General features: G+C 64.4%; 16 protein-coding genes. 6 read left to right on the top strand and 10 right to left on the bottom strand.

The features are described from left to right. The first annotated feature begins 36 nt into the window (after window positions 1–36). Together FOY53_RS04185 and FOY53_RS04180 are read left to right on the top strand one after the other, a co-directional pair. Window positions 37–759, top strand: a complete 723-nt coding sequence (locus FOY53_RS04185; protein WP_146586023.1) for a FadR/GntR family transcriptional regulator — start codon at window positions 37–39, stop codon at window positions 757–759. 108 nt (window positions 760–867) lie between these two features. After that, window positions 868–2019, top strand: a complete 1152-nt coding sequence (locus FOY53_RS04180) for a sialidase family protein (RefSeq protein ID WP_246107275.1) — start codon at window positions 868–870, stop codon at window positions 2017–2019. 105 nt (window positions 2020–2124) lie between these two features. Here the strand turns inward: FOY53_RS04180 and pdxA are convergent, their stop codons facing one another. After that, a complete protein-coding gene (gene pdxA / locus FOY53_RS04175) occupies window positions 2125–3090 on the bottom strand; it encodes a 4-hydroxythreonine-4-phosphate dehydrogenase PdxA (protein ID WP_146586019.1) in 966 nt (321 codons plus the stop codon). Window positions 3091–3106: 16 nt separating this feature from the next. Beyond that, window positions 3107–3988, bottom strand: coding sequence for a dihydrodipicolinate synthase family protein (locus tag FOY53_RS04170; RefSeq protein WP_146586017.1), 882 nt, complete (start codon window positions 3986–3988; stop codon window positions 3107–3109). A gap of 449 nt (window positions 3989–4437) precedes the next feature. On the opposite strand from FOY53_RS04170, the gene FOY53_RS04165 reads away from it, so the two are divergent. Further along, window positions 4438–5550, top strand: a complete 1113-nt coding sequence (locus FOY53_RS04165; protein WP_146586015.1) for an iron-containing alcohol dehydrogenase — start codon at window positions 4438–4440, stop codon at window positions 5548–5550. A 54-nt stretch (window positions 5551–5604) separates the two neighbouring features. On the opposite strand, the gene FOY53_RS04160 is transcribed toward FOY53_RS04165, so the two are convergent. Both FOY53_RS04160 and FOY53_RS04155 read right to left on the bottom strand, forming a co-directional pair. Further along, complete coding sequence (locus FOY53_RS04160) at window positions 5605–6447, bottom strand: sugar phosphate isomerase/epimerase family protein (RefSeq protein ID WP_146586013.1); 843 nt, start codon at window positions 6445–6447, stop codon at window positions 5605–5607. Then, the gene (locus FOY53_RS04155; RefSeq protein WP_146586011.1) at window positions 6444–7427 is read right to left on the bottom strand and encodes a fatty acid desaturase; all 984 of its coding nucleotides are present in this window, start codon (window positions 7425–7427) and stop codon (window positions 6444–6446) included. Before FOY53_RS04155 ends, FOY53_RS04160 begins: the two co-directional genes overlap by 4 nt. A gap of 105 nt (window positions 7428–7532) precedes the next feature. Here FOY53_RS04155 and FOY53_RS04150 point away from each other — a divergent pair, with 105 nt between their 5' ends. Then, the gene (locus FOY53_RS04150; protein ID WP_186766501.1) at window positions 7533–8474 is read left to right on the top strand and encodes a LysR substrate-binding domain-containing protein; all 942 of its coding nucleotides are present in this window, start codon (window positions 7533–7535) and stop codon (window positions 8472–8474) included. A 35-nt stretch (window positions 8475–8509) separates the two neighbouring features. On the opposite strand, the gene FOY53_RS04145 is transcribed toward FOY53_RS04150, so the two are convergent. The 6 genes from FOY53_RS04145 to FOY53_RS04120 all read right to left on the bottom strand — a co-directional run bounded on the left by FOY53_RS04145 (window position 8510) and on the right by FOY53_RS04120 (window position 15326). Further along, complete coding sequence (locus FOY53_RS04145; protein ID WP_146586007.1) at window positions 8510–9418, bottom strand: 2-hydroxyacid dehydrogenase; 909 nt, start codon at window positions 9416–9418, stop codon at window positions 8510–8512. Continuing rightward, entirely contained in the window at window positions 9415–11040 is a 1626-nt protein-coding gene (locus FOY53_RS04140; RefSeq protein ID WP_146586005.1) for an ABC transporter ATP-binding protein, read from the bottom strand. The genes FOY53_RS04145 and FOY53_RS04140 overlap by 4 nt, the downstream gene beginning before the upstream one ends. After that, window positions 11037–11876: an ABC transporter permease gene (locus FOY53_RS04135; protein ID WP_146586002.1), complete on the bottom strand. Its 840-nt coding sequence runs from the start codon at window positions 11874–11876 to the stop codon at window positions 11037–11039. Before FOY53_RS04135 ends, FOY53_RS04140 begins: the two co-directional genes overlap by 4 nt. Next, complete coding sequence (locus FOY53_RS04130) at window positions 11873–12850, bottom strand: ABC transporter permease (RefSeq protein WP_146586001.1); 978 nt, start codon at window positions 12848–12850, stop codon at window positions 11873–11875. The genes FOY53_RS04135 and FOY53_RS04130 overlap by 4 nt, the downstream gene beginning before the upstream one ends. 104 nt (window positions 12851–12954) lie before the next feature. Next, a complete protein-coding gene (locus FOY53_RS04125; RefSeq protein ID WP_146585998.1) occupies window positions 12955–14502 on the bottom strand; it encodes an ABC transporter substrate-binding protein in 1548 nt (515 codons plus the stop codon). A 56-nt stretch (window positions 14503–14558) separates the two neighbouring features. Continuing rightward, window positions 14559–15326: a class II aldolase/adducin family protein gene (locus FOY53_RS04120; RefSeq protein ID WP_146585996.1), complete on the bottom strand. Its 768-nt coding sequence runs from the start codon at window positions 15324–15326 to the stop codon at window positions 14559–14561. Window positions 15327–15460: 134 nt separating this feature from the next. Between FOY53_RS04120 and FOY53_RS04115 the strand changes: the two genes are divergently transcribed. Beyond that, a complete protein-coding gene (locus FOY53_RS04115; protein ID WP_246107274.1) occupies window positions 15461–16177 on the top strand; it encodes a GntR family transcriptional regulator in 717 nt (238 codons plus the stop codon). After that, complete coding sequence (locus FOY53_RS04110) at window positions 16174–17208, top strand: histone deacetylase family protein (RefSeq protein ID WP_146585994.1); 1035 nt, start codon at window positions 16174–16176, stop codon at window positions 17206–17208. Before FOY53_RS04115 ends, FOY53_RS04110 begins: the two co-directional genes overlap by 4 nt. The last annotated feature ends 8 nt before the right edge of the window (window positions 17209–17216 follow it).

Raw genomic sequence — 17216 nt, 5'->3', positions numbered from 1 at the left:
ACACGTGAACACTGCCCCAGGATCAGGAGAGTCGTCATGAAAGAGGAGAAGGCCAGATCGCGCACGACCCTTGCAGATCGTGTCTATCACACCCTGTTCACGCGGATCTCGAACGGCGAATATCCCACCAACCAGAAACTGCCGCCGGAAAATGCCCTGTCGCTGGAATTCGGTGTCTCGCGCCCGGTTCTGCGGGCCGCTCTGGATCGCCTGCGGGAAGAGGGGCTGATCTATTCCCGTCAGGGGGCCGGCAGCTACGTGCGCATCCCGATCAATGCCCCCGTCGGCTTTGCCCGGGTCGAGACGCTGGCCGACATCCAGCGCTGCTATGAATTCCGCATCACCCTGGAAACCAAGGCGGCGCGACTGGCGGCCGAGCGTCACAACACCGTCGCGCTGGAGGAAATTGCCCGCGCACTGGACCTGCTGCGCGACGCCACCGGCTCGCTCACGCACCGGGAAGATGCGGATTTCGCGTTTCACCTGGCCATCGCCAAGGCGGCGAGCAACCAGTATTTCGAGGCAACCCTGCGCGCCCTGCGCGACCACATCTATGTCGGCATGAAGCTGCATGGCCAGTCGCTGATGAGTGACGGCGCCCGGGGGCTTCAGGGCGTCTTTGAAGAACACAGCGCGATCTACGCAGCCGTCGCGGCGCGCGACCCCGACACGGCCTCGACGCTGATGTCGGGGCATCTCGAGCGGTCGCGCGACCGGCTGTTCGGCGGCGGACTGATTGATCTGCGGATGCCGGAATAACAAGTTACTTACAACATGACAAATTACTTGACCTCTGCGCTGTCACGGGCGTAAATCCCCTTGCAACAAGGGGGGCGATCCATGCATGTCGATGTGATTGAAAAGGCCATGACCGGGCAATTGACCCGCGTGTCCGAGGGGCGGTCAGAAGCGTTTCTGCCGTCACCGATGATCCAGAACCACGCGGCATTTCTGCACGAAGCGGCGGATGGTGCCGTGATCTGTGCCTGGTTCGGCGGCTCGCTGGAAGGCAAGTCCGACATCGCGGTCCGCGCCTCGGTGCTGCTGCCCGGGGCGGATGCCTGGGGGCCTGTGACGACGCTGAGCCATGACCCGGACCATTCGGAGCAGAACCCGGTGCTGTTCGCGGCGCCAGACGGCGTGCTGTATCTCTTGCACACGTCGCAGCCCGCGGGCAATCAGGATGAATGCCGCGTCCGCATGGCGGTTGTCAGCCGCGACGGCACCGCGATGTCGGCAGAGGGAGGCCGGTATCTGGATCTGCCGCGCGGCTGCTTTATCCGTGCTCCGCTACAGGTTCTGGACGACGGGGGCTGGTTGCTCCCGATCTTTCGCTGTGTTCAGCGTCCGGGCCAGAAGTGGACCGGCAGTCACGATGTCGCCGCGACCGCAGTGTCCAAAGATAACGGAAAAACATGGGATTATGCCGAAGTCCCTGGTTCCGTCGGTGCCGTTCACATGTGTCCGGTGCCGCTGGACGGCGCGTTCGCGGCGTTCTACCGGCGCCGTCAGGCCGACCATGTCCACCGCTCAGAAAGCCGCGATGGCGGACGCAGCTGGACCGCGCCCGTGGCCACGGATGTGCCCAACAACAACTCTTCGGTTTCGGTGATCCGGCTGGCCGGGGGCGAGGTCGCGATGATCTGCAATCCGGTGAACGGAGAGATGTCACAGGCGCGCCGCGCCTCGCTCTACGACGAATTGGGAGAGGACGACACGCGCCCCGACGCGGACCCGTCGGGGGGCTGCGTTCCGGTCTGGGGGGTGCCCCGCGCGCCGGTTGCCCTGTGCCTGTCGCACGATGGCGGCCGGACCTTCCCGCAGCGATTTCTGGTCGAGCAGGGCGACGGCGCCTGCCTCAGCAACAACTCGGTCGACGGGCACAACCGCGAGCTGTCCTATCCCTGGCTGCTCGAAACCTCGGACGGCTGTCTGCATCTGGCCTACACGTTCCATCGCCGGGCGATCAAACATGTCCGGCTTGCCTCGGGGTGGCGCGACCGGCTGGAAAAGTTGTAACAGACGCGATCCGTTTCCGGGCAGAGTCAGCGCGCCGCGCCTGCCCGGAAACGGGCGGACGCGGCGTTTGGGTTTCAGGCTGGTGCCGACGGCGCCGCAGTCAAGTCAGGGCCGTCCGGTCCGCAGTTTTCCCGCATAATCCAGCGCCGAGAGCATGTTCACATGGTTCGCCTTGCCGGTGCCGGCGATGTCGAACGCGGTGCCATGATCGACCGAAGACCGGTCGATCGGCAGCCCGAGCGACACGTTGACCGCAGAGTCAAAGGCGATCAGTTTGATCGGAATGTGGCCCTGATCGTGGTACTGCGCCACGACAAGATCAAAATCGCCACGGTGCGCGCGGTAATAGACCGTATCGGCCGAGATCGGGCCGACGACATTGATCCCCTCGGCGCGGGCGATCGCAACTCCGGGCGCCGCCTGGTTGTCATCCTCGCGTCCGAACAGCCCGTTTTCGCCGCAATGCGGATTGATGCCGGCCACGGCGATGCGGGGATTTGCCACCCCCATGCGCTGAAAGTGCCGGTGGCCGACGCGGATGGTTTCGGCGACGCGGTCCGGGGTGGCGCGGCTGATCGCATCCTTCAGCGACACATGCGTCGACACGTGGATGACGTTGAGTGTTTCCGAGGCCAGCAGCATCCAGGACGCCGCGCAGCCTGTCAGATGCGCCAGCATTCCGGTGTGGCCGTCATAGTGATGTCCGGCAGAATTCAGCGCCTCCTTGTTGATCGGAGCGGTGACGATGCCTGCGGCCTCACCGCCTGTGGTCATCTGCACCGCCTTGTCGATATAGCGGAAACAGGCTTCGCCACAGGCCTCGGAGAGCACGCCAAAGCGGCCCGGCAGCCCGTCCACCGGAACATGGATCACCCGCAGGCCCCCGGGAGCGTCCCCCAGCGTCAGGTCGACGCCGGTGGCGGTGACCGCACGGTCCAGCGTGTCTGCGTCGCCGATCACCGCATAACCTGCCCGGGCCGCCGCCGGAAGCGAAGCGATTGCCTTGACCGTCACTTCGGCGCCGACTCCGGAAGGATCGCCCATGGTGATAACGATAGGAGAGTTGCTCATACGATTTTCCTCGGGCTCAGGTCAGGCTGTGGGATTTGAGAATGGTGGCGATGGCCGCGTCCTGGGCGGCGTCGGGCATCAGCGCGGGCTGGCGTGACAGGCCCACCGAAGGGTCCATCATGTACAGGGCCCGTTTGACCATCGCAGGCGGATATCCCAGCGCATACAGGTCCTTGCGCAGGTCGGCAAAGACCTGCTGCGCGGCATCGGCTGCGGCGGTGTCACCGGTGTTGAACCCGTCGAGAATGGCGGCAAGGATGTGCGGCGCCACGTTGCCAAGGCCGGAAATCACCCCGCTGCAACCTTCTTTCAATCCCCAGTGCACCAGATGATCCGGTGCGCAGTAGACCTCGAAGCCATCGGAATCTCTGGCGACATCAAGGTAGGCCATCACGGTTTCGGTTGATCCGCCGGAATCCTTGATGCCCGCGATGTTGGGATGCCGGGCCAGGATCCGCGCGGTGTCAGGCTCGATATGGTTCTGGGTGCGCGCCGGAATGTCGTACAGATAGACCGGAGTCTGCACTGAATCGGCCACGGTGCTGAAGTGCCGGACCAGACCGTCCTGCGTGCAGGCGATGAAATACGGAGTGACGATGGCAATGCCGTCGACGCCAATGGCATCGCACCCGCGCGCCAGTTGCAGCGTTTCGAAGGTGGCGGGGCAGCCCGCATTCACGATCACCTTCACCCGACCGGCCGCTTCGTCGACCACCGCCTCCAGCAGGTCCAGCTTCTCGCCGTGGGTGAGTGCCGAAAAGTCGCCGTTGGTTCCGGCGCACATGATGTTGTTGCCGGCGGCCACCTGGCGGCGCACCTGCGCGCGCGTGGCGTCGAGGTTGAGGGTCTCATCCTCGTTGAAACAGGTGACGAGGGCGACATAGGCGGAACGGGTCATGTGCAGTCCGGTATCAGGGGCCACGACAGGCGCGGGCGGTCAGGATTGGCTCCGGATGCAGGGCAGCAGCGGGGCAGGGCGGGTCTTGGAAACGCGATCGGTTCGAAGCGGTGACTCCGGGCCGCCGACCGCGGGCAGTACGGATTTGTGGCGAGAATGCGCATAAATTGATAACATGTCAATATTCCTGTTGCGGCGGGCGGTCCGCACGTCAGGCAGTAGTGCGATGTCAGAGCAAAAAGTATTTATAAACATCATATTACTGTTGAATTTAACGCCGGAATTCATTTCGCATCACAGGATATCCCGCAGGCCGGAGCATTTTTGCCCGCCGTAAATTGCCAAATAAGTTGACAACTTTATGTGTCGGCGTCAGTTTGAGCCAGACTCAGCACAACCGTCTTCGGCTGCCCGCCGTGGTGTGCTGTCCTTCCAATCGGAGACACCAGATGCTTGCGCTCACCCATGAAATCGAAATGCTGCGTCCTGCCACCCTGCGCTTCGGGGCGGGGACGCTGGAGTGTCTGGCAGAGTGGATCGCAGCGCAGGGACATCGCAGACCGTTCGTGATTGCCGATCCCGTCAATGCCGCGCGGCTGGACCGCCTTGGCATCGGCACGCCCGCGTGTTTTGGCACTGTGGTGCCCGAACCGGATATCGACAACCTGGAGGCCGCCGTGCGCGCGGCGGAGGGCTCTGATCTGATCATCGGCTTTGGCGGCGGATCGGCGATGGATCTGGCCAAGCTGGTTGCGGTGATGGTGGGGCAGGGACGCCCGCTGTCCGACATCAGCGGCCCGCACCGCGCACCCCCCCGGGCCGTCGGGCTGGTGCAGATCCCCACAACCGCCGGCACAGGTTCCGAGGTCGGGACCCGGGCACTGATCACGGACCCGGAAACACGTTCGAAGATCGCCACGGAAAGCCGTCACATGCTGGCCGATCTCGTGGTCATCGACCCGGAACTGACCCATTCGGTGCCGCCGTTCGTCACCGCTGCCACCGGTGTCGATGCCATGGCGCATTGTGTCGAGGCCTTTACCTCGAAGCGCGCCCATCCGATCATCGACGCCTATGCCATGCAGGGGATCGAACTGGTGGGGCGTTACCTGCAACGCGCCGTCGACGACGGCACCGATGCCGAGGCCCGCGCCGGTCTGTCGCTGGCGGCATTCTATGGCGGCATATGCCTGGGGCCGGTCAACACCACGGCCGGTCATGCCGTGGCCTATCCGCTGGGCACCCGGCACAAACTGGCGCATGGCATTGCCAACGCCCTGATCTTTCCGCATGTTCTGGCGGTAAATGCGGCGGCAACGCCTGAAAAAACCGCGCGGATCTGCACGGCGCTGGGGTTTGACAGCACCGGCGACGTGCTGGGCGGGGCGCGGGCGTTCTGTGAATCCCTGGGTCTGGACATGCACCTGCGGGCCTATGATGTACCCGAAGACGACCTGCCCGTCATGGCGCAGGAGGCGCATGGCATCCGCCGCCTGCTGGACTGGAATCCGGTCGATCTGTCGGTTGACGACATCACCAGGCTCTATCGCGCGGCTTATTGACGGCCCATCCGGGGCTCTGTGCGCGCAGATGCGGCGTGCCATTGGCGGCGACAGTCAGCCGTCGCCGCCGAGCCTGTTCCAGATGTCTTTGGCCATGGCCCTGATCTGCAACGCCTCGTCCCAACGGTTTGACATCTCGCGCCCGTCCGCGTCGGTCATCGCGTATTCCGGCGGGCCGAGTTCGCACAGGAACACCATGTCGCCGCTGTCGTTGCGGTTGCGCCAACTGGCAAACCCCTCCTCCCAGAGCGACCGGAACAGGGCGACCCAGGGCGCGTGCTGCGGAAAATTGATCTGCAACTGGATTTGCTGGCGCCCCGACACCCGCCCCTGAAAGCTGTCCGAACGCGCCAGACAGCGCGTCAGCAATCCGCGTTCCCAGCTTTGCAACGGCAGTTTGAATTCCCGATCCACCAGATAATGCGACAGGTCCGCCGCCAGCCGCATCTCGGGCACCGCATCCAGCAATGACAAGGTGGCGAACAGGTCGTTGGTGATGCAGTTGCGGTGGGTTTCGAACTGCACCGGCATGCCGATCCGCTCCGACATTTCAATCCACTCGCGGACCACCGGGATGGCGCCCGCAACCGTGAGCGGAAACACCTGTCCGACCACATTCACAAAGGGCGCACCGAAATCCTGCGCCATCAGCAGCGTGTCGCGCAGTGATTTCACCGCGCGCGGAAAGGCGACGATCAGCGGCAACAGCCCTTCGCGTTGCAGATGTGGGCGGATGGCATGCGCCACCGCCACGTCCGATGCCCCAAGGTCGATGGCGAGACCGGCATACCCCGCTTCGGCCACCATTCCCGCCACCCGGTCGAGCGGCAGCGCCTGACCCGAGGCGTCATGCGGCTGCATCGCCCAGAGCGACTGGAACACCTGCAGGCGCCTCATGCCGCTTCGACCCGGGTGCTGCGGCCATCACCGCGCGGCACGATCCACACCTCGTCATAGGGGTAATCCGCTTCGGACCTGGCGCGCAGCTTGCGGATCACTTCGATCTGGAACTCGATCCAGCCCATCTGGTGCGGTTCAGCCCCCGAGGCGCGCATCGCCCTGTCCAGATTCGACAACTGCCAGAACGGTACACTGGGAAACGTGTGATGCGCGGTGTGGTAGGGCATCTGCCAGCACAGCCAGCGCGTCAGCGCATTGCTCCGGGTGGATCGCGTGTTTTCCAGGATGTCGTCCTTGTGGCTCAGCCCCAGATGCTCGATCGTGTTCTGCAACTGGTGCACCGGTTTCATCACCAGCATCGGCGCCAGCCACAACAGCACCGCCGCCCAGCTGCCGAGGACCAGCGACAGCCCCGCCACCAGCGCATAGAGCGCGGCGTGAATGCGCGCCTCGCGGATCACCAGTGCCTGTTCACCGGGCCGGATATAGGGCTCGATCACCACGCCCCGGCAGAAGCGCAGAATCCGGCTCACCCGGGTCTGCCAGTAGCTCGGGCCCCAGAACCACAGCAGATACGAGCGCAGCGTATAGGGTTCGCGCACCAGTTCCCCGTCCTTCTCCCAGTTCTGGGTGTGCTGATGGTGTGCCCAGTGCTGGATCTTGTCGAAATCCCGCGGATAGATCAGCAAAAAGCCGAAGATCCGCCCGAACAGCACGTTGATCCCCCTAGTGGCAAAGACCGTGCCGTGGCTCAGCTCGTGCTGAGCTGCGTACAGGAAGTTGATCAGGATCCCGTGCGCCATGAACAGCGGCAGTGCCCAGAGGCTGCCCCAGGTGATCCAGAGCAATGTCCCTGCCACCGCGATGGCCCCCAGATGGCTGCCCAGTTGCAGGCCGCCGCGCAGATTGGATCTCTGCATCAGGGCGCGCAGGCGGTCGGGGGCGATCAGGCGGCGTCGGGAAAATGTGGCGTCCATATCGGTCCTCAGTGTTTTCAGGCGCAGGCAAAGGATGTACGGCAAATAAACCAATGTAAAATGCGAATGCATCACAGTTTCGATGAGCCAATTTTGAGGAAAGCCATGCGTATCCGTCCGCACAACTTGCCGCTCAACGCGCTTCAGGGCTTTGAAGCCACGGCGCGCCATCTCAACATGCGCCGCGCGGGCGAAGAGCTCAATATCACCCAAAGCGCGATCAGCCATCAGGTCCGCAGCCTTGAGGCCGCGCTGGGCACGCCGCTCTTCGAGGCGAACCGGCGGCGTCTGGTGCTGACCCCGGACGGCAGGCGGCTGCGCGATACCGTCGCCCGGGCCCTGAACGAGATTGCGGCGACGACGCTGCAACTGGGCGCGGATGCCCTGTCGGGCAGCCTGTCCGTCGCCGCGCCGCCCGCCTTTGCAGCGCAGTGGCTGGTGCCGCGACTGTCGCGGTTTCTGGACCTGTTTCCGGATCTGAGTCTGAACCTCACGCGGCTGCCCGCGATGATCGACGCCGGTTTGCCACGGGTCGATGCGGCGATTGTGTTCAATCAGGTGGCGTTCCCCGGCCTTCGGGTCGAGAGGCTGGTGCAGCTGGAAATGTTCCCGGTCTGCGCGCCGGCCCTTTTGCATCAGGGCGGAGTGATGCTTCCGTCGCACCTGCGCGGCGCGACGCTGATCCACGAGGACGACGGCGCGCTCTGGGCGCGCTGGTTTGCCGCCATGGGGGCCGAGCAGATCCCGGCCCGGCGCCACGTTCACGCATCAAACACCCAGGACGCGCTGGCCTTGGCGCGCAGTGGCGCGGGCTTTGCCATTGATGACGGGTTTCTTGGCGGCGGCTCCCTGGCCGCGGGGGCGCTGGTGCGCCCGTTCGGGGCAAGTGCCTTTCCCCATGGCGAATATGCGCTGGTCACGCAGCCCGAGGTTCGCCAGTCGCCGTCGGCGCTGGCCTTCTGTGGCTGGTTGCGTCGCGAAATCACCGATGGCGGACAGGGGCAGGCGGGGGCGGCGCAGGCGCCCCGAGGTGGCCGGGCCGGGTGACCGGGCAAATACCGGGCGCATCGCCCACGCCCGGTTCAGCCCATCGCCGACAGATGGGTCACCACATTGTTCACCGTCGCCGCCGACTCTGCCTCGCTCGCGGTGTGCGGCGTCACAAGGATCCTGGGATGAGACCAGAACGGGTGGCCGGCGGTCAGGGGTTCGGGGGCAAAGACATCGAGGGACGCGCCGGACAGATGATCCGTCTCAAGCGCATCCAGCAGTGCTTTCTCGTCGAGCTGCGCACCGCGCCCCAGATGGATGAACGCGGCGCCAGCAGGCAGGGCGGCGAACAGGTCGGCGTCAAACAGCCCCCTGGTGGCGGCTGTCATCGGCAAGACGTTGATCAGGATATCGCTGCGCGCCAGAAACGCCCTGCGGTCGGTGTCGGTGAGATGCGCGATGCCCGGCTCGGGCCGTGCGGGCAGGCTGCGCGACAGGCTGGCCACATCATAGCCAAGCTGTGCTACGCCCCGCGCCACCGCCCGGCCCATGAAACCAAGGCCCATGACCCCGACCCGCACCTGTGCCGGAGAGCGGCCGGTTCGGGGCCGGTTCCACAGGCCACGCGCCTGATCCGCGAGGTGCTGGCGCATCTTGCGGTGATGCCAGATCACGTGAAAGACCGCAAAGCCCGCCATCTGCAACGCCTGATCCGGATCCTCGACCCGGAACACCGGCACTTCGGAGGGGCGCGACGGGCAGGCGAGGATGGCGTCCATCCCGGCGGCAATCGAAAAGATAGCCCTGAGGTTGGGGTAGGGTGCAAAGGCATCGTCCGGCGGCGCCCAGGACAGGACAAAATCCACGGCTTCCGGATCGGATACCTCTTCGGGGCGCAACAGGGTGATGCCGGGGGCCAGTTCTGCAAACACCGGGCCGTACCGGTCCTTGAGGTTCAGGGCGCGGCAGGCGACAACGCCGATCCAGCGCTGCCCGGTCATGCCGAAACGGCCTCAGGCGCGACCGCCCATCCGGCGCCGGGGACGGCCGCCAGAAGTTCGCGGGTATAGGGTTGCTGCGGGGCGTGAAACACCTCTCGCACCGGCCCGACTTCGACCAGCCTGCCATACTGCATCACCGCGATCCGGTCGCAGACCTGCGCCGCGACGCGCAGGTCGTGGGTGATGAACAGGATCGACAGGCCCATCTTGCGGCGCAGATCCGCCAGCAACGCCAGCACCTGCGCCTGAATCGACACGTCCAGCGCCGACACCGCCTCGTCGGCGATGATCAGTTCCGGGTCCATGGCGAGCGCCCGGGCGATGCCGATGCGCTGCCGCTGGCCCCCGGAAAATTCGTGCGGAAACCGCGTCGCCGCATCGGCGCCCAGACCGACGATGTCCAGCAACTCGCGCGCCCTCGTGTGGGCCTGCCGTTTCGGCACACCCTTGGCGATGGGGCCGTCCGACAGCGAACGCAGGATGCGGTGACGCGGGTTGAGCGAGGCATAAGGGTCCTGAAACACCATCTGAACCCGGTGCCTCTGTTGGCGCAGCGCCTTCGCATCCAGCGCGGCGAGGTCGACACCGCCGACCAGCACCTGCCCGGAATCCGGGGTCACCAGCCGCACCACCGCGCGTCCCAGCGTCGACTTGCCGGAGCCGGATTCACCGACCAGACCCAGCACCTCGCCCTTGGCGATCGTCAGGGTCACATCGTTGACCGCCCGCACTTCGCGGGCCGGGCGGAACACACCGCCGCCGGTGCGGTAAATCTTGTTGAGGTTGCGGATTTCCAGCGCCGGCGCCGCGGTGATCACCTGCAGGTCGGGCACCCTGCCAGTGGGGATCGCGTCCAGCAGGGCACGGGTATAGCTGTGCTGCGGCGTCTCGAGCACCTGTTGGGCCAGCCCCGCCTCGACAATCCTGCCATGGCGCATGACGATGACCCGGTCGGCAATTTCGGCCACCACGCCAAAGTCATGGGTGATGAACATCACCGCCATGCCGTGTTTTTCCCGCAGGGCAAGGATCAGCCGCAGGATCTGTGCCTGTGTGGTGACATCCAGCGCCGTTGTCGGTTCGTCAGCAATCAGGATTTCCGGTTCCAGTGCCAGAGCCATGGCAATCATCGCCCGCTGCCGCTGGCCCCCGGACAACTGGAATGGATAGGCCCGGATGATCTTTTCCGGGTCGGGCAGGCCGACCTCTTTCACCAGCGCCAGCGCCCGGGCGCGGCGTTCGGATTTGCTGTGCAGCTTGTGGGCGGCAAAAACCTCGGCAATCTGGTCGCCGATCCGCATCAGCGGGTTCAGCGCCGTCATCGGCTCCTGAAAGATCATGCCGATGCGTGCGCCGCGCAGGGCCTGTTTGCGCACCTCTGACAGCGGCAGCACATCGGTGCCGTCGAACACCGCGCGTCCCCTGCCGACGGTCACGCCGTCCGGCAGCAGACCCATCAGCGCGTTGGCGGTCATCGACTTGCCCGAACCGGATTCGCCGACCACACAGAGGATTTCACCCTTGCTGAGATCAAAGCTGACATCCTCGACCGCGTGGGGGCGGTCCGCACCTGCGGGCAGGTCGATGGTCAGGGCGTCGATGGACAGGATGGGGTCACTCATGTGCGGCCCTTCTTGGTCAGGTGCGGGTTGAAGGCGTCGTTCAGTCCCTCACCGATCAGGTTCAGCGCCAGAACGGTCAGCAGGATCGCAAGCCCGGGAAAGAACGACAGCCACCAGGCCGAACGGATCACCGTGCGCGCCGCGCCGATCATGTAGCCCCAGGACATGATGTTGGGGTCTCCCAGGCCAAGAAAGGACAGCGAGGATTCCAGCAGAATTGCCGTGGCAACCATGAGCGAAGCCATGACGATGATCGGCGAAACCGCGTTGGGCAGCACTTCGCTGACCAGGATGCGGATGTTCGACAGTCCCGCAAGGTGCGCCGCGTCGACGAACTCGCGCCGCTTGAGCGACATCACCTCGGCCCGCACCAGCCGCGCGACCGGCGGCCAGGAGACGATGGCGATTGCCAGGGTGATCGACCCCAGCGTCGGTTGCAGGATCGCGACCAGCACGATCGCGAGGGCAAAGTTCGGGATGGTCTGGAAAAACTCGGTAAAGCGCATTGCGCCCTCGTCGACATAGCCGCCATAGAACCCCGCCAGCGCGCCCAGCGGCACCCCGATCAGCAGCGCCATCACCGTCGAGACAAGTCCCACCAGCAGCGATACCCGCGCGCCGTGCACAAGGCCTGCGGCGACGTTGCGGCCCAGCGTATCGGTGCCCAGCGGCAGACCGTCCGTCGTGAACGGGACAAGGAAGGGGCGCTGTACCATCTTCCAGGGGCCGCCGGGATAGATCACCGGGGCCAGCAGGGCGATGGCGATCACCGCCGCAAGCAGGACCAGCCCGATCACCGCACCGCGGTTGGTGGCAAAGCGTTTCCAGAAGGTCATGATTTGGCTCCGATCCGCGGGTCGACCAGCCGGTAAACGATGTCGGTCAGGATATTGAACAGGATCACCATTGCGGCGGACACAAGGAACACCCCGAGAATGGTGTTGTAATCGCGGGCCTCGAGGCTTTCGAACATCAACCGTCCGATCCCGGGCCAGGCAAAGACCGTTTCGGTCAGCACCGCGCCGCCGATCAGCTGACCGGCCTGCAGACCGGCAAGCGTCACCACCGGCAGCAGGGCGTTGCGCAGGATGTGACGACGCCGGATCACCGCGCCCGACAGGCCCTTGGCGCGGGCGGTTTTCACAAAATCCATCTGGCTGACTTCCAGCATCGAGGCCCGCGTCATCCGCATGTAGACCGCCATGAAGAACAGCCCCAGCGTCAGCGCCGGCAGGATCAGGTGCTGCAGGATGTCCCAGGTCCGCTGCAGGCCGGAATAGCCGCTGCCGACGGTTTCATAGCCAAATCCGGGCAGCCAGCCCAGTTGCACCGAGAACACCAGCACCGCCATAAGTGCCGCCCAGTACAGCGGGGTGGCATAGAACAGCAGGGCAATGGTGGTGAGGATGCTGTCCGAAGCCTTGCCCACCCGCGCGGCTGCGGCGACGCCAAAGGCGATGCCAAGGCTCAGCGAGATGACAAAGGAACTCAGCGTCAGCAGCAGGGTTGCGGGCAGGCGGTCAGCGATCAGGTCGTAGACCGGCATGCCCTGACGAAACGAATAGCCTAGGTCGAGCGTCAGCACATTCTTCACATAGGACCAGAGCTGCACATAGAGCGGCTGGTCCAGGCCAAAACGTTCGCGCAATTGCGCGATGAACAGCGGATCAGCGGCCCCCGCCTCGCCGGCAATGACGGCGGCGGGATCTCCGGGGGCGGCGTGGATCAGAAAGAAGTTCAGCACGGCAATCGCCAGCAGTGTGAGCACTGCCTTGATCAGCCGCCCGAAGATGGTGGTCAAAAGGGACATCTGTCGGGGGGATCCTCAATGACGTCAATGTGTTGATGCGCGAATTTCAGCCAACGCCCCAGCGGGCGGGGCTCCGGGAATTCCGGCGCCCCGTGTCGGCTCGGCTACTGCTTGATCCAGGCGTCGCGCAGACCGTCCGAGAGACCGATACCGGTGGTCACAAGGTCCTGCAGATTGCAGTTGTAGATCGTCGGAAACTCGATTTCGAGAAGCCAGGCGACCGGCACGTCATTGACGATTTCTTTCTGGATCTCGTCATACAGCCGTGTGCGCTCGTCGGGGCTGGGCGAGATGGCGGCAGCATCCCATTTCTTGTCCAGTTCCGGGTTGGAATACCCTTCGACGTTGTTCCAGGGGCTGCCCTTTTCGATCTGCGATTCCACGTAGTTGCGCGACACGCCCAGCGCCGGATCGCCGTACTGGTAGAGATAGGTGAACGCCATGTCGTAATCCCACTGGGCGGTCTTTTCGTTCCACCCGGCGACGTCGGTTGAATCGATTGTGACTTCGATGCCGACTTCCTGAAGGTTCTGGCGCACCGCTTCGGCCCAGCGCTGCCAAGTCTCGCCATAGGGCAACGGCAGGATGCGGACGGGTTCGCCGTCATAACCCATCTCTTCGAGCAGCGCCTTGGCCTTCTCCGGGTCATAGTCGTACTGGGTCACATCGTCCGAATAGAAATTGGTCTTTGAGGACACCGGGCCGGTGGCGACCTTGCCAAAGCCGTTCCAGACCACATCCCGGACGAATTCGCGGTCCATCGCGTACATGAGCGCCTGACGGAACAACGGGTTCGATGTCGGTCCCTGGCGGTTGTTCAGCCACATCCAGGCGTGCGGCGCGAAGAACTCCCATCCCTTGCCGGTCGAGCAGGTGTTGTCGAGTCCGGTCAGCCGCGCCACATCCCAGTTTTCCACCGATCCGCCCGGCAGCACGTCGACTTCACCGGTCTCGAACGCGACGGCGCGGCTGGCGGCGTCGGGGATCACGCGGTAATAGACTTCGTCAAGATAAGGTTTGCCATCAAGGTAGTAGTCTTCGTTCTTCACCAGATGGATGAAGCTGCCCTTTTCCCAGGACTCAAATTTGAAGGGGCCGGTTCCGATCGGGGTCGCGTTCGCCGGGTTGTTGGCGAAATCGGTGCCTTCGTAGATGTGTTTCGGGATCATCGGCATGGTGCCGGTCTCGAAGACACCGATGAAGGGGCCGAAGGGTTGCTTGAGGTTGAAGACGACGGTCAGATCATCCGGCGCTTCGATGCTGGCGACATGGGCGAGCGACGAGCGCATGCGGGCATGGGTTTCGCGCAGGAAGACGTCAGCGGAAAAGACCACATCGGCAGAGGTGAACGGCGCGCCGTCATGCCATTTCACACCTTCCTGAAGCTTGAAGGTATAGGTGAGGCCATCTTCGGAAATCTCCCAGCTCCGGGCCAGGCTGGGTTGCGGCTCCAGGTCGGTGCTGTAGCGCAGCAGGCTCTCGTAGATGTCACCGGCGACCTGTTGGGTCGGGCCGTTCTGCACCAGACCCAGCATCAGGCTGGGGGGTTCGGGCTGCACCACGATGTCGACCCTCCCGCCGGCGTCTTGTGCCAGCAGTGGCTGGGCCAGGCCGGCAGCGATCAGAAAGGTGGTGGTTTTCAAAAAGTTCATGGATCTTTCCCTGTCGTGTGTTTGGATATGTTTCGGGCGCCCCGGTTGGTCCGGGATCAGTCGGAATACTCAGGCGCGGCCCGATCAAGGCGGCGCATCATGGCGGCCCACTCGGGGTCGCTCCCCTTGGCGTGCGCGCTGTCATAGGCCTTTTCATATTGCCGGGCCGTGTGTTCGGCGATGTCCTCGGACAGGACCACCGGCGTCAGCCCCATGCCGAGCGCCGCAATCTGCGCCTGGCAGGACCGTTCCAGGTTCATCGCATAGGTCACGGCCTCGCCCACCGAGCGGCCCAGCACCAGAACGCCATGGTTGCGCAGGAACATCACGTATTTCCGGCCCAGGTCGTCGACGATCCGGTCACGTTCCGCCAGATCCAGCGCGATGCCTTCGTAGTCATGAAATGCGATGCGGTTGTGAAACTGTGCCGACCACTGGTTGAGCGGCAGCAGCCCTTCGCGCACCGACGACAGGGCAACTCCGGCAACGGTATGGGTGTGCAGCACGCAGACGGCGTCGTGCCGCGCCATGTGCACGGCAGAGTGAATGGTAAAGCCCGCGGCGTTCACACCCGACCCGTAGGGGTCGTCGATCACGGCGCCGGTTTCATCCACGGTGACCAGGTTGGACGCCGTCACCTCGTCAAAGCGCAGGCCGTAAGGGTTCAGGAGAAAACGCTTTTCTCCGTCGGGCCCGTCGGGCAGCCGGGCGGAAATGTGGGTGTAGATGCTGTCATCCATCCCCTCGAGCGCAATCAGGCGGTAGGCCGCCGCAAGATCACGGCGGAGGGCGGAAACGGGCAGGTCGGTCGTGCCGTCCGGCATGGGTCAGTCCTTGGTCCGGTTGCAGATGCGCTCAGCATTGCGGTTCCCGAACGTGAGTCAAGTAAATTGTCGACAATCGACATTAGAGCAGTTACGCTTTGGCAAAGGTGCATACCATATGGACGGTCCTTGCCGTGTTTGACCCCGCTGATCCTGCTTCGCCCCCCGACTCCCGGTTCAAGCCGCTCAGCCGTGACGGGCTGGTGGATCGGGTCGCAAATCTGCTGGCCGAGGCCATCATGGCCGGCCGGATTCTGCCGGGGGCGCGCCTTTCCGAATCGACCATCGCCCGCGATATGGGGGTGTCGCGCGCCCCGGTCCGCGAGGCGGCCCGGCTGCTGGAAAGTTCGGGTCTGGTGGAATATCGCACCAACCGCGGTTTCTTTGTGCAGACGGTCTCGTCCGAGGCGCTGGACAATCTTTATGAATTCCGCATCGTCATCGAACGCGCGGCGATTGCACGGTTGGTGGCCCAGGGCGCCGAGGCGACACTGCCGCTGCTGCATGCGCAACTGGCCGAACTTTACCGCGTTGCCGAGGCCGGAGAGGATATGGCGCAGCAGGTCGAGGCGGACATGCAGTTCCACCGGCTGATCTGTCGTGGCTCGGGCAATCCGCGGTATCTGACCGTGTTCGACCAGATCGCCAACGAAACCAAGCTGGGGCTGATCCTGATCGGACGCATGTATGACGACCCGCACCGGATGGCCGAGACACACGAACCCATTATCGACGCGATTGCCGCCGGTGACAGCGATGCGGCGGTGAGTGCCATAGATTATCATATCGGAACGGCGCGGACGCTCGTCTGCCAGCAGTTCCGTCTGCTGGAGGACAAGACCGCTAAATGAAGTGTTTTTACGCCAAGGAAACCGAAGCCCACGACCCGCGGTTCCGGCTGACCCACGGTGCGTTGATGCGCAACGCCGAACAGGCCGAGCGGGCCAGTCTGTTGATCGCCGGACTGGACCAGCTCGGGCTGAAAACCGAAGAGCCGGCAGTGGCGCCGCGCGCCTGTCTTGAGGCGGTGCACAGCCGCGAACTGCTGACGTTTCTGGAAACGGCCTGGGCGGAATGGCAGAAACTGCCGGGTGCGGGGCCCGAAGTCGTGCCCAACGCCTTTGCCCAGAAAGCCTGGGCCAAGTACCCCGACAGCATCGTCGGGCGCGCGGGCTGGCATATGGGCGACACATCGGCGCCGCTCGGTCCAAACAGCTGGACCGCGACGCGCCGCGCCGCTGACTGCGCGGTTGCAGCGGCGGACGCGGTTCTGGGCGGTGAGCGCTCCGCCTATGCGCTGACCCGCCCGCCGGGACACCACTCGGATGCAGAGACCTGTGCGGGTCACTGCCTGCTGAATGTCGCCGCCATCGCGGCAGAGCGCCTGCGCGGGACACATGACCGGGTGGCAATACTGGACATAGACGTGCATCATGGCAACGGCACACAGTGGATCTTCTATGACCGGGACGACGTGCTGTTCATCTCGGTCCACACCGACCCGAACCGCTATTACCCGTTCTTTGCCGGCCATGCGGACGAGTCCGGTCAAGGCGCCGGGCAGGGCTATAACGTCAACCTGCCGCTGCCGGATACCACGGGGGACGACGAATGGTGCGCGACGATTTCGGATGCCCTCGCCGGAGTGAGGGCGTTCGACCCAAGTGCTCTGGTGATCAGTCTGGGGCTTGATGCCCATGAAAACGATCCGCTAAAGGGCATGAAGGTCACCTTTGACGGCTTTCGGCAGGCGGGCGCGCTCATCGCCGCCGCGGGCCTGCCCACTGTCCTCATCCAGGAGGGCGGCTATCTGTCGCCTGACCTCACAACGTCGCTTGCCTCCTTCCTCGGGGGATTCCTTGGCCGCGATCCGCGCGCCTGACTATCGGA

Source organism: Puniceibacterium confluentis (assembly GCF_007923445.1).
GTDB classification, from domain to species: domain Bacteria; phylum Pseudomonadota; class Alphaproteobacteria; order Rhodobacterales; family Rhodobacteraceae; genus Puniceibacterium; species Puniceibacterium confluentis.
This window is presented reverse-complemented; position numbering and strand designations above follow the sequence as displayed.